Raw genomic sequence first — 13,444 nt, 5'->3', positions numbered from 1 at the left:
GAAAAGGTGTAAATACGGTAGAATATGTCGAAATTAAAAATTCTCTACGTTTCAAGTGAGATAAATCCATTTTTAAAAACTTCTGAAGTTGCAGATTATGTTAGGAAGCTTCCGCAGTCTATGCAAGAAAGAGGTATGGAAATCAGAATTATGGTTCCAAGATTTGGTTTAATCAATGAGCGTAAGAACAGGTTGCATGAGGTAGTAAGACTTTCGGGGATGAATATTGCCGTAGGTGAAGATGAGAAACCACTAACAATAAAAGTGGCTTCTATTCAGAGTGCTAAATTGCAAGTATACTTTATTGATAACGAAGATTATTTCCATAGAAAATCTGTTTTCAGAGATAAGAAAAGCGACGAGTTTTTCGAAGATAATGATGATAGAGCAGTATTTTTCTGTAAAGGAGTAATCGAAACGGTAAAGAAATTGGGCTGGGCTCCAGATGTTGTTCATTGTAACGACTGGTTCACTAGTTTTATTCCTTTATATTTAAAGACTTCATACAAAAATGATCCTATGTTCAAAAATGCTAAAACTGTATTTACAGTTTATGACACGCAGTTTGATCATAAATTCGATCATGATGAATTGACAAAGAAAGTGAAGATGCTTGATATCGATGATTCAATGCTTCAAGATCTTTCATCAGCAGATTACAACAGTTTTATTAAGATTGGTTCAGAATATGCAGATAAAGTAACAAAAGGATCTCAATCAATTGGTGATTCTGTTGTTGAAGTTTTATCTGGATATGGCGAAAAAGTTGCGGATGATATTCAAGAAGGAGATGAGTATGCAGAGTCATATTATGATATATATACTGGATTAGCGGAGTAATCTTTGCTTTTTAAGTATTTTTATAAAAAAAAGGCTGTCGAAATACGATCGATAGCCTTTTTTGTTTGTGTACTTCTATATAATTCGCAATTTTTGTCGAACCGTATTTATACTTTGCTTTCAACCATTTTACCGAATCCATTGTCATTCCAATGAAAGGTTATAAGTAAGCCTTTTTAAATGATATTTTCCGAGATGAATATAAAAACAGTTTTTACCAGAGCGATTTTATTTTTTGCAATAATTTTTTGTTTTGCATGTGAGCGAACAGACTTACAGACTATCGTTATTGGTGGTGATCTAATAGATGATCAAACTCAAATGTGTTATGCAGATACTTTTGAGATAGATGTGGAAACACATTATATGGATTCTTTATATACAAAGAATGGATCTTTCTTTTTAGCAGGTTATGTAGATAATGGTGCAGAGATTGGTCAAACAAAGACTTCAACTTATACGCAATTAAGTATCGGATCTGAAGAAGCATTAAATTTTAACGATAGAGAACTAGATTCATTATCACTTTCGTTAGCGTTAGACAAAACTTCTATTTATGGTGATACTTCTCAAACAATCACATTAGAAGTATATGAGCTTAGCGAAACTATAAAAGGTGATTCTGCAGGATATTATTCAACAGACTCTGTGAAGTATTTTACAGAAGTTTTAGGATCAAGAACATTTAAAGTTTCAGATATTGAAACAGATACTGTAAATATTATTTTATCAAATACATTTGGGCAAAAGATTATTGACGGAGCAGAATATGCTGATCAAGATGATTTTGCAAGTAAGATAAAAGGATTAGCAATTCGTGTTAAAGATAGTCAGACTGCTTCATGGGCAGGAAAGTATAGCTTAGAGAATTACGGAACAGTAATGAATTTGCATATGCACTATTTTGGAGACACAAATGAAGATACTATTCGTACAACATACTACTTTGGGTTTAAAGAAAGGTTTAATCAAATTGATTATACTCCTGGTACTTTAACGCAAAATATTAAAGTTGGTGATGTTGTTAATTCTGAAAATTCAAGTAATTATGGTTTTGTATTCGAAGGAACAGGTATGGTTGCAAGAATTAAATTCCCTTCTTTAGTGAATTTATTTAGAAAAACAGGGACTTCAGATTCAGTGAGAGAAGTTCACATTAATCAAGCACAATTGGCAATCTCAGCTGTAGGCGTTGATGATCCTGAATTTAAAATATATCCAGCAACAAATACACCACCTCCAAGTGGTTTGTATTTTGGTTTCATGAACTCTGACGGTACTTTACAAACAGTATCTCCAGATTCTAAACAATATAAATTATTACAAGCTCAATATCCATCATCAGGAGATTATCAGGTCGCTTATAGTTCTTCTACTCAAGTATACGGTTGGGCAAAACTCGCTGAATACTTACAAGAAAGGACATTTAGAGAAATTGAAGGTTTACCTCTTAGTGATGATGGCTTAGTTATTTTACCCAATCAACAATCAACATCAATTAGAAAACTGATTTTCGCAGATGATAAGAATCCGTTAAATCATCCGTTAAATGGTCAAGCTATGAAACTTAAGCTGATTGTTTACTATGCAGTTTTCAACGACCCAACTTACATTTGTAATTAAATTATTATTCATCACAAACAAATAAACTTATGTGCGGAATTGTCGGTTATGTAGGCCATAGACAAGCACTTGACATTCTTATCAAAGGCTTAGAGCGCTTAGAATATCGCGGTTACGATAGTGCCGGTGTATCATTAGTAGAAGAAAGAGACGTTAAGGTCTTTAAGTGTAAAGGCAAAGTTGCTGATTTAAAAAAGCAATTAAAAGGTCAAGACACTAAAGGATCTACTGGAATAGGGCATACTCGCTGGGCCACTCATGGTGCTCCAAACGATGCAAATGCACATCCTCATTACTCTTCTGATTCAAAATTAGCAATGGTTCATAATGGAATTATTGAAAATTATGGAGCTTTAAAAGAAACATTAATTGAAAGAGGACATGTTTTTCATAGTGATACGGATACGGAAGTATTTATTCACTTTATTGAACAAGTTCAGAAAGATAATAATTGTCCTTTAGATGAAGCAGTACGTTTAGCATTAAATGAAGTAATTGGTGCGTATGCTATTGTTATCACTAGTAAGGATAACCCAGGTCAATTAGTTGCTGCCCGTAAAGGTAGTCCACTAGTTATTGGCGTTGGGGAGAACGAATTTTTCTTAGCATCTGATGCTACTCCAATTATTGAATACACAAAAGATGTTGTGTATATCAAAGATGAGGAGGTAGTTCTTTTAAAAGATGGTGAGATGATAATTACTGATGTTAAGAATGAAGTACAAACTCCATATCTTCAAACATTAGAATTAGAATTAGAAGCAATTGAGAAAGGTGGTTATGATCACTTCATGATGAAGGAGATCATGGAACAACCAAAATCTGTTGCAGACTGTCTTCGAGGACGAGTAATTGCAAAAGACAACCATGTTAAACTTGGTGGTATTTATAATCATTTTGAGGATTTATTAAATGCTAACCGTATTATCATTGTTGCTTGTGGTACTTCATGGCACGCTGGCTTAGTTGCAGAATATATCATCGAAGAATTAGTACGTATACCTGTAGAGGTGGAGTACGCTTCTGAATTTAGATATAGAAATCCAATTATTGGAAAAGGCGATGTTATGATTGCAATTTCTCAATCTGGTGAAACAGCAGATACATTAGCAGCTATGTCTTTAGCAGAATCTAAAGGAGCAACTGTTATTGGTGTTTGTAATGTAGTTGGGTCTTCGATTGCAAGAAACTCTCATGAGGGAGCTTATACGCATGCTGGACCAGAGATTGGTGTTGCAAGTACAAAAGCATTTACTGCTCAGTTGACTGTTTTGACAACAATGGCATTAATGTTAGCAAAAGAAAAAGGATCTTTAACAGAAGCTCAGTTACATGACCTTTTAGTTGAATTTGAAAATATCCCGGCTAAGATTGAAGCTGTTTTAAAGACAGATGCTAAAATAAAAGAAATGTCAGCATTGTATAAAGATGCTAAAAACTTCTTATATTTAGGTAGAGGATTTAATTTCCCTGTTGCACTAGAAGGTGCACTGAAACTAAAAGAGATATCATATATTCATGCAGAAGGTTACCCAGCTGCAGAAATGAAACATGGTCCTATTGCTTTAATTGATGAAGAAATGCCTGTAGTTGTAATTGCAACTAGAGACAGTTCTTATGATAAAGTGGTTTCTAACCTTCAAGAAGTAAAGGCTCGTAGTGGACGAGTTATAGCTATCGTAACAGAAGGAGATGCTTTAATTCCAAACATGGTTGACCATGTAATTGAAGTTCCTGATACTCATGAAGTATTAATGCCTATGATTTCTTGTGTGCCGTTACAATTACTTTCTTACCACATTGCTGTGATGAGAGGTTGTAATGTAGATCAACCAAGGAACTTGGCTAAATCAGTTACAGTAGAATAATAATATATATCAGTAGTTATTAATTTCTACAATTAATAACTACTGTGTTTTGATTTTTAATATGCGCGACGAATATACGTACAATACAGGAAGAACAGATATCATTCTAAAAGAGTATGGTAGAAATATTGAACAACTTGTAAAGTTTATTTCATCTTTAGATGATAAGGCTTTACGAACTCAATATGCTTATACTTTAATAGCATTGATGAAGCAATTACATCCAATTCAAAAGCAACTAGATGATAGTCAGCAAAGAATTTGGGATCACCTTCAAGTAATGTCGGATTTTGAATTAGAAATTGATTCTCCTTATCCTTCACCTACTGAAAATATGATGTTTAAAAAACCTCGTAAGGTGGAGTATAATCAAACTCATATTCGTTTTAAACACTTTGGGAAAAACCTTGATTTAATGGTTCAAAGTGCATTAGAACAAGTAGAACAAGAAGCAAAAGAAATTGCTTTTACAAAGATTGTTCACCTTATGAAATCATTCTATTCTGCTCAAGTAAATGATCAGATAGAGGATGAAGTTATTATTAATACGTTGAATACTTTGGCTAAAGGCCAAATCAACATGCGGGAGATTAAAGAAAAGTATCCTGAATGTTTCAAAAATGTGAAATTACCTCCTTCTTCTGGAAATAATAAAGGAAATATGCAAGGTAATACCAGTAGCAGTCATTCAAATCGCTCAAAAAATTCTAACCGTTCTATTAATAACAGTAACAACAATCATAATAATAATAGAAGAAAGAAAAGAAGGAAGTAGTTAACCTCTTAAATAGGTTGTTATATAATATACAACTCCTAAGAAAAGCATCATAATAGCTGTTGCCTTATTCAATCTCAAATATCTACTTGAGAAAGATAAAACTCCTGCTAAAAGACATATAAGTATCGCAAAGATCAAATCATAATTAAGGGTATAATCGTAAAAGGTTGTACCCTTAATTGTTAATAATGAGGGAGCAATTAAAAAATTTATAATATAAGAACCCATTATATTACCAATTGCTATATCGTGTCTCTTACTTTTTAATGCAGAGAGAGTTGTAGTAATTTCGGGTAAAGAGGTACACACAGCCATTATACTAACACCAATGAACCTCGGATTAAGGTCTGTATATTCACTTAGTAATAGAGCTTCTACAACAGAGATATAAGCTCCTCCAGCAATAATTAGAAACCCAATGATAATATCTCTAACAATAAAATGGTGTGAAAGAATATCTTTAGGAATTCTTTTAATCATTAAAATCTCTTTTTTATTTTTTGAACTACCAAAAATAATGAGATAATAAGTAATGAATAAGCCAATTAAGAAAATACTATCGAGGGAGGATAATGTATTCTCTGGAGCATTAAAAAATAGCTTTTTATTGAGTAATAAAAATAATAAACAACCACTAAGAACTGCAAATAGAGTGTCTCTATAGATGTTTTTAGCGATAACTCTAATATTTACAAAAAGGGCAGATATACCTAATCCAAATACAATATTAAAAGTATTACTTCCTATAATTGTTCCAAAAGCTAATGTTTCAGCACCTTTATAGCTTGAAATAAATGCTACAGATATTTCTGGAATAGAAGTACCGAAAGCTACTAATGTTAAGCCTATGTGTACTCCAGAGAAATTGGTTTTTGCAGATAAAACAGTAGCTCCTTTAGTTAACATTAATGCTCCTTGTCGCATAAGGAGAATACCTATTAAACTTATAAGAATATGAAAAAATACATCCATTGAAATTATAAATGAAGATTGAAGTGATCAGCATCTAAATGAGCAGGAAATTTTTCTCGAATACTCTGTACTTCATTATAGTCTAAAGTGACAATTTTAATTTCATCCTCTTCATTCGGAACATTAAGTAGTTCTCCTTTTGGAGTATAAGCTACAGTAAACCCATTGTAATCAATTCCATTTTGATCAGTTCCAATTCGATTAACACCTATACTAAAACTTAAATTTTCTAGCCCTCTTGCATTTAATAAAGTCTGCCAAGCAGAAATTCTTGCTTTAGGCCAATTACCAATACATAATAAAATATCATAATCATTATTTGTATTTCTACACCAAAGAGGAAATCTTAAATCATAACAAATAATAGGATTAATTCTCCAACCTTTCCATTCTTCAATTAATTGAAAGTTTCCTGGAGTGAATGTCATATGTTCAGAACCCATTTTAAATAGGTGCCTTTTGTCATAATGAGATAGCGTACCGTCTGGCTTTACAAAAAGTAGTCGGTTAAAAATTTGACGATCCTGTCTAACAGGGTAACTACCAATAATAGCAGCATCAAGACGCTTTGCTTGTTGTAGCAACCATTTAGTAGTAGTTAAACCAATTGGTTCTGATAGTTCTGCTGCAGATGGATGAAAACCAGTTGTAAATAATTCAGGCAAAACCACAAGATCAACATTATCATTTTCAATCTCTGATAACTTCTCCTCTAATTCGGCCATATTCGCCGTAGGGTTCATCCAATATATAGATGTTTGTACCAGTGCTATTTTTAATTGTTCTTGATGTCTCATGTTTATTAATCTACCTTTCCAATAAAAGTTACATAAAAGTAATCTCCATTATTAGAGTTCTGAAAGACAGCACCTCCAATAGCGTTCGCATTTCTGTCATCAATAGTAGACCGACATGTTTGAGTCATTATTTTAACGACTTCATTAGGATCTAAATTACTCGACGCACTAAAACCAGTACAACCTCTTGCATTTGCTCCAGTTTGAGCCTTGATAACACTTGTATATCTATTTATTATTTGATCATCTTTAGATATTTGCTCACGCAAACCAGGATTATCCGCTAATTCAGATGCAAATCTTTTAGCCTGTTCAAAAAATATAGGATTAAACTTTAATTCCGTTAAATTGATTTCTTCTCTATGGTCATTAATTCTATTCATAAAATCTTGGTCTAAACTAGTAGGAGAGGCCCAATTGATTTCATTGTTAGAACTACAACTTATAAATAAGATAAATGGTAGTATTATGTGGATTAATCTTCTCATCTAAAAAATACTATTTACGAATAGTGATAAAAAAAGCCATCTTTTCAGATGGCTTGAAATATAACTATTTTTTTGGAAATCTCATTCGATATGAATGATTAGCTTTTCCTTTAGTGATATTATTTAATTTACTTTTGATTAATCTTTTCTTTATTGGAGATAGATAATCAGTAAATAATTTACCTTCAATGTGATCATATTCATGTTGAATAACACGAGCAGTCATTCCTGTAAAGACTTCTTCTTTTTCGTTAAGCTCTTCGTCTAAGTATTTGATTTTAATACTTTCTTTTCGAACAACTTCACCGTTAATTCCAGGAATACTTAAACACCCTTCGTCAAATCCAAATTCTTCACCAAATTCTTCGATGATTTTAGCGTTAATAAAAGCAGATCTTAGCCCTTTCTCTTCACCTTCACTTTCTTCATCTATCATTAAATTTGAATCGATCACAAAAATTCTTTTGGCAATCCCAATTTGTGGACCAGCTAAACCAACTCCGCTAGCACCTTCCATTGTTTCAAACATATCGGCAGCAAGAGTTTTTACATCTTTCAGCTCTTCTTCTGAGAAGTCCCTAGCGACTTTTCTAAGAATAGGGTCGCCATATGCTACAACTGGATAAATCATTTATTTTTTTATTTTAAAAGTATGTAATTCTTTTCTAAAAGTTTTGATCAAGATAAGATTGTAAAATAATTGCAGCACTTATTTTGTCTACATTACCTTTTACTCTTCTATCTTTTTTCTTCATTCCACCTGCAATCATAGAAGCTTCAGCCATTTTTGAAGTGAAACGCTCATCAATAAAAGTAAGCGGAATAGATGGGAAATTCTTTTCTAATTTTTTTGCAAAAGATTTTGTAGGTTTTGTATTGTCGGTTTCTAAACCGTCTAAACCAACAGGTAGCCCAATAACAAAACGCTCAACATCTTCTTTAGCAACATAATCTTTTACAAATTGCATCGCTACATTTGTTTGAGCAGTATCCAATGAAGATGCGATGATCTTTAGAGGATCTGTGACTGCGAAACCTGTTCTTTTTGTGCCAAAATCTATGGCTAAAATTCTTCCCATGTTTATTATAGTGCAGCTATTGCACGTTCAATTTCCTTTTTACTATTACCTACAAATATATTATCATTTGCTAAAATAACAGGTCTTTTTAGAAAAGAGTACTCTTTTAGTATTAACGATTTGTAATCATCTTCAGATAATTGCTTTTCATGCAATCCCATTGGACGGAATTGTCTAGATCTTCTACTAAATAAGGCTTCATAAGAGCCTGATAAAGCTTTCATCTCATCTATTTGCTCTTCAGTAATTTGTTCTGTTTTAATATCCTGAAACTGATCAAATTTTTCTTTACCAATTTCTTCAATTATTCTTTTACAAGTACTGCAAGTAGATAAATAATATATTTTAGACATTATTGTAGTTAGAATATGGAGTAGACTTAGTCTTAACCTCCTGGATGTTGTTGTAAATTGTGTTACAGATTTTATCAACCGGTAAGTCATTCGGATCTATACCAAATGGCTCTTCTATTTCTTCAGAGATAGTTACAATACTCATAGCAACATAATAAACCATAACTACTGCTAAAATTGTCCACCATCCTAAAGTATCTATAAGACCAAAAGGAATAATGATAGCATAAACCCAAATATAAACTTTCAGTAAATAAGTATGAGATTCTGGCATCGGCGTGTTTTTTATACGCTCACATTTTCCCATTATATCAATTAATTCATCAGAGTTTTCTATTAATTTCAAAAATTGAAAATCAGTAATTCCTCCTGAGTTAAGCACCATTTTAAGGCGTTCTTGAATTAAGTTATTTATTGCGACAGGAATGTGGTCCCAACTTTTTAGTTTTTCAGTCATTGCATCTCCAATAAAACTAAAATCACTAAAAACAACCCCTTCCCTTAAATGTTCTTTTAGTGCATAAGGGAAAGCACCAATTAAGTTTTGTAGTTCATCTTTTATTTTTCCATCAGGAACCATTGAATTTACTTGTAAAGCAAAGTTTCGAGATGTGTTTACTAAACCACCAAGTACCTTTCTAGCTTCCCACCAACGATCATAAGCTGTGTTGTTCCTGAAAACTAAAAGGATACCTAAGATTGCACCCATTAAGCCAGGTAATGAAAAGTTCATTCCTATATCTAGGTGTTTGTATTCGTGGATAGCACAAAGTATTGTAGAAGGAATTGTTATCCAAAGTAAGTCAGACGATAACTTACGAATCAAATACCCTTTATATGAGAACATCATAAAAAGAGTAGAATCTGTCAAGCTATTTTTTTTAGGCATAAGAAAAATGTAATAGTTATAATAACATTTCAATAAAAACGATGCTTTAATCGTATTGTTTTGTTTAGTCAATTAATGTTTTGTGCATTAATTTAGCTTCACCTTTAACAGTGATTTTTTTATTAGATAAGGCAATAATTTCTGTTTTGATTATTGCAGTTTTTCTTTTCGAATCAATATCTGTCACAGTAAAAGTAGCTTGGTATTCCTCGTCTACAAACATTGGTCTTAAAAAATTCATTGTTTGCGATAAATATACTGAGCCATTACCTGGGAATTCAGTACCTAAAACTCTAGAAAATATTGATGCAGATAAAAAGCCATGCATTATAGGTTTCTTAAAAGGAGTTTTTGATGCAAACTCTTCATCTATATGAATTGGGTTTGTATCTCCAGTAAGTTCTGCAAATGCATTTACTTGCTCTTGAGTAAAGCTAAAATTTGTTTGATAATTATCTTCTAATGAAATCATTACTGATGTTAAATTTTATGTTATTTGAATAGTTTTCTTAAAAAGATGATTTATATCTCCAAAATTAATGAAATCTATTAACTTTACGATAAGTAATAAGATAAAAAATGATGTTGATCATTTTCTTGTTACCTCAAATAAAGAATTATCTTTTTTCATTTTCATATTTAATGGACTAAAGGTATTGTCAATGACAATGCCTTTTTTCATGTCTTTTTCACAAATAAACGAGGATATTTTGAAAATATGTTCCTATTTAAAAAAATTCTAAATAAATTCGCGGTTGATTAGAGTGTGTGATTTTTATCTGTTTTATCAATATTATCAACGAGACTAATCTAAATAAACGAATTTTCTTAAAATAAATTATAGATAAAATGCTTAAGATCAAAGATCTAAAGGCTTCAATTGAAGACAAAGAGATTCTTAGAGGAATCAATTTAGAGATTAAAGAAGGTGAAGTTCATGCTATCATGGGTCCAAACGGATCTGGAAAAAGTACTTTAGCTTCTGTTCTTGCAGGAAAAGAAGATTATGAGGTAGAAGGTGGAGAGGTAGACTTTGACGGTGTAGACTTATTGGAATTATCTCCAGAGGTTAGAGCTCAAAAAGGTTTATTTTTAGCATTTCAATACCCTGTAGAAATTCCAGGTGTTAGTAATACTAATTTCTTGAGAACTGCAGTAAATGAAGTACGTAAAGCAAGAGGTATGGAACCTTACAACGCTGCGAACTTCATGAAAGAAATGAAAGAAAAAATGAAAATTGTTTCTATCGATAAATCATTAATGAGTAGATCTTTAAATGAAGGTTTCTCTGGTGGTGAAAAGAAAAGAAACGAAATTTTCCACATGGCAATGCTTGATCCAAAATTAGCTATTCTTGATGAAACTGATTCGGGATTAGATATTGATGCATTAAGAATTGTAGCCAACGGTGTAAATAGTTTACGTGATGGTAAAAGATCTTTTGTTGTAGTAACTCACTACCAAAGACTTTTAGACTATATCGTTCCTGATTTTGTACATGTTCTTTACAAAGGTAAGATTGTAAAATCTGGTACTAAAGAATTAGCTTTAGAACTTGAGGAAAAAGGATACGATTGGATCATTCAAGAAGTTGAAGGTCAAAACTAAACCCAACTTTTAGATATGAGTATAGTAATCGAAAATGGAGCATTAAAAAATAATGCTTTAGCATATATAGAAGATACAATAGAAGCTGTACCTGCATTAGTTGAATTAAGAACAGCTGCTGCAGAAAAATTTGCTTCTACGGATTTTCCTTCAATCAACCATGAAGAATGGAAGTACACTAATTTAAAGAAATTAGTTTCTTCTACTTTTAATTTTGCTGTAAGTGCATCTGTAACTGCAGAGGATATTGAAAAGTATCTTATTGATGGAACTGATGTTTTAGTTTTTGTAAATGGTATTTTTAATAATAACTTATCAAAGTATACTTCTACAGATAAAGTTATTGTAGCACCATTAGCAAAGGCATTAATTGAGCATACCGATTTGGTAACTGCGCATTTAGGTAAGTATGCAGATTCAGATTTACCATTTGTAGGTGTAAATACTGCAGCTATTACTGATGGTGTATTTGTTTACGCAAAAAGAAATGCTTTATCTGAAACACCTGTTACTATTTTAAATGTAATAGTAGGAGAGGATACAGCTGTTCAGCCAAGGTTGTTAGCAGTTTTAGAAGAAGGTGCTCAAGTTAGTATTATTGAAAGAAATGCTGTAATTGGAAATCAAAACGTTTTGATTAACAGTGTATCTGAAATTAATGTTGCGGAGCGAGCTATTCTTAATCATGTAAAATTACAAGATGAAGAAGATAGCACAAACCTTGTGACTTTAACTGAAGCAAAACAAGCTGATAATAGTGTTTATCACAATATTACAATTACTACTGGTGGTCAATTGGTTAGAAATAACTTAAATATTGCACTAGGACAGCATTGTGAGGGTTTAATGACAGGTTTATATCTTTTAAAAGGTAAAACACTTGTTGATAACCATACAGTTGTTGATCATAAAATGCCAAACTCATACAGTAATGAGTTATACAAAGGGATTTTAAGTGAAAAATCTAAAGCTGTTTTTAATGGTAAAATATTTGTTCGTGAGGATGCTCAGAAAACAAATGCTTTCCAATCTAACAAAAACATCTTATTGTCTCCTGATGCTGTTGTGAACACAAAACCACAATTAGAAATTTGGGCAGATGATGTAAGCTGTTCTCACGGTTGTACTGTTGGAGCTTTAGATGAAGAGCCAATGTTCTATCTAAGAGCACGTGGTATACCTGAAGATAAAGCAAGAGCATTATTGACGTATGCATTTGCTGGAGATGTTATTGAAAAAATCTCTAACAATAGTGTTCGTTCAATTGTTGAAAGAATTGTAGCTAATGAGATGGGTTATCCTTTGGATTAATCTATTGATTTGAAATATGAAAAGCCTTTGAGTAAAATTTTATTCAAAGGCTTTTTTTATGCACTCATGGAAGAAATTGCATAGGTAATCTCTTTTGTTATTTGGTCTAAATCTTTAGCACTAGTTTTTAAATGAGAGAGAATTTCCTTATTCATTTCCTCGTTTGCATCATTAAAAAGTTCTAACAAACCCATAATTCTGCATAATGGTCCTCTAACTTTATGACTATTTAAATAGCAATACTTTTCAATTGCTTTGTTTTGCGTTTGTAGGAGTGATCGTAAAGCTTCCATCTCGTTATTAGCATCTTGTCCTTCACTGTAAGCATCTAACCCAGTTTTTACCAGATTGATATTAATGTTTTTCATAAACATCATTATCTCACTTTTTAAAACTTCAATTCTATTTATTCTTGCACGGATACTCTCTAAAAGTTCTGCTTGAGTAAATGGTTTTGTGAGGTAATCATCTGCAGATAAATTCATTCCTTTTCTAATATCTTTTTTATCACTTTTAGCAGATAAAAATATAAAAGGAATTCCAACTGCTAATGGATTTTTTCTTAGTTCTTTTAGAAATAAGTATCCATTCATAGCTGGCATCATAATATCACATAAAATGATATCAGGGAGTTTATTATCAATTATTTCTAATGCTTTTTTTCCACTATCGGCAGCTAATACAGTAAAGTCATTTATCTCTAAAAGGTCTACAATACTATCTAAAAGGTTTTTTTCGTCGTCAATTACTAAAACGGTAGTTTTTTTCATATTGTAATAGATCTTTCTCTAAGAGTTTGGGATAAAAGAATGGTCTACAGTAAAAACAGAAAAAATAC

15 protein-coding genes are annotated in these 13,444 nt (G+C 31.9%); 6 read left to right on the top strand and 9 right to left on the bottom strand.

Annotation, left to right across the window (positions count from 1 at the left end; genetic code table 11):
* The first annotated feature begins 24 nt into the window (after positions 1-24).
* The 4 genes from EI427_RS08890 to EI427_RS08875 all read left to right on the top strand — a co-directional run bounded on the left by EI427_RS08890 (position 25) and on the right by EI427_RS08875 (position 5,106).
* Entirely contained in the window at positions 25-840 is an 816-nt protein-coding gene (locus tag EI427_RS08890) for a glycogen/starch synthase (protein ID WP_126613767.1), read from the top strand.
* Positions 841-1,035: 195 nt separating this feature from the next.
* Positions 1,036-2,463, top strand: a complete 1,428-nt coding sequence (locus EI427_RS08885; RefSeq protein ID WP_126613765.1) for a DUF4270 family protein — start codon at positions 1,036-1,038, stop codon at positions 2,461-2,463.
* Between the two features lie 29 nt (positions 2,464-2,492).
* On the top strand, positions 2,493-4,331 hold the full coding sequence (gene glmS, locus EI427_RS08880; RefSeq protein WP_126613763.1) for a glutamine--fructose-6-phosphate transaminase (isomerizing): 1,839 nt from the start codon (positions 2,493-2,495) through the stop codon (positions 4,329-4,331).
* A gap of 61 nt (positions 4,332-4,392) precedes the next feature.
* Positions 4,393-5,106 (top strand): DUF4290 domain-containing protein, encoded by a 714-nt coding sequence (locus tag EI427_RS08875; protein ID WP_126613761.1) that lies wholly within the window; start codon positions 4,393-4,395, stop codon positions 5,104-5,106.
* Here EI427_RS08875 and EI427_RS08870 read toward each other — a convergent pair whose 3' ends face one another.
* The 8 genes from EI427_RS08870 to EI427_RS08835 all read right to left on the bottom strand — a co-directional run bounded on the left by EI427_RS08870 (position 5,107) and on the right by EI427_RS08835 (position 10,159).
* Positions 5,107-6,081 (bottom strand): sodium:calcium antiporter, encoded by a 975-nt coding sequence (locus EI427_RS08870; protein WP_126613759.1) that lies wholly within the window; start codon positions 6,079-6,081, stop codon positions 5,107-5,109. It lies immediately after the preceding gene.
* Positions 6,082-6,086: 5 nt separating this feature from the next.
* The gene (locus EI427_RS08865; protein WP_126613757.1) at positions 6,087-6,878 is read right to left on the bottom strand and encodes an amidohydrolase; all 792 of its coding nucleotides are present in this window, start codon (positions 6,876-6,878) and stop codon (positions 6,087-6,089) included.
* 5 nt (positions 6,879-6,883) lie between these two features.
* Positions 6,884-7,366 (bottom strand): hypothetical protein, encoded by a 483-nt coding sequence (locus tag EI427_RS08860; protein ID WP_126613755.1) that lies wholly within the window; start codon positions 7,364-7,366, stop codon positions 6,884-6,886.
* Between the two features lie 64 nt (positions 7,367-7,430).
* Positions 7,431-7,997 carry a peptide deformylase gene (gene def / locus EI427_RS08855; RefSeq protein ID WP_126613753.1) on the bottom strand — a complete coding sequence of 189 codons (567 nt, stop codon included), beginning with the start codon at positions 7,995-7,997 and terminating at the stop codon, positions 7,431-7,433.
* A gap of 34 nt (positions 7,998-8,031) precedes the next feature.
* Positions 8,032-8,445, bottom strand: coding sequence for a Holliday junction resolvase RuvX (ruvX, locus tag EI427_RS08850; RefSeq protein ID WP_126613751.1), 414 nt, complete (start codon positions 8,443-8,445; stop codon positions 8,032-8,034).
* A gap of 5 nt (positions 8,446-8,450) precedes the next feature.
* Positions 8,451-8,798, bottom strand: a complete 348-nt coding sequence (locus tag EI427_RS08845) for an arsenate reductase family protein (RefSeq protein WP_126613749.1) — start codon at positions 8,796-8,798, stop codon at positions 8,451-8,453.
* On the bottom strand, positions 8,791-9,687 hold the full coding sequence (locus EI427_RS08840) for a bestrophin family protein (protein ID WP_126613747.1): 897 nt from the start codon (positions 9,685-9,687) through the stop codon (positions 8,791-8,793). Before EI427_RS08840 ends, EI427_RS08845 begins: the two co-directional genes overlap by 8 nt.
* Before the next feature lie 64 nt (positions 9,688-9,751).
* Entirely contained in the window at positions 9,752-10,159 is a 408-nt protein-coding gene (locus EI427_RS08835; protein ID WP_126613745.1) for a MaoC family dehydratase, read from the bottom strand.
* Between the two features lie 377 nt (positions 10,160-10,536).
* Between EI427_RS08835 and sufC the strand changes: the two genes are divergently transcribed.
* Positions 10,537-11,295 (top strand): Fe-S cluster assembly ATPase SufC, encoded by a 759-nt coding sequence (sufC, locus tag EI427_RS08830; protein WP_126613743.1) that lies wholly within the window; start codon positions 10,537-10,539, stop codon positions 11,293-11,295.
* 15 nt (positions 11,296-11,310) lie between these two features.
* The gene (gene sufD, locus EI427_RS08825) at positions 11,311-12,606 is read left to right on the top strand and encodes a Fe-S cluster assembly protein SufD (protein WP_126613741.1); all 1,296 of its coding nucleotides are present in this window, start codon (positions 11,311-11,313) and stop codon (positions 12,604-12,606) included.
* A 56-nt stretch (positions 12,607-12,662) separates the two neighbouring features.
* Here the strand turns inward: sufD and EI427_RS08820 are convergent, their stop codons facing one another.
* Positions 12,663-13,376: a response regulator transcription factor gene (locus tag EI427_RS08820; RefSeq protein ID WP_126613739.1), complete on the bottom strand. Its 714-nt coding sequence runs from the start codon at positions 13,374-13,376 to the stop codon at positions 12,663-12,665.
* Between the last annotated feature and the right edge of the window lie 68 nt (positions 13,377-13,444).

The organism is Flammeovirga pectinis (genome assembly GCF_003970675.1).
Classification (GTDB): Bacteria; Bacteroidota; Bacteroidia; order Cytophagales; family Flammeovirgaceae; genus Flammeovirga; species Flammeovirga pectinis.
This window is presented reverse-complemented; position numbering and strand designations above follow the sequence as displayed.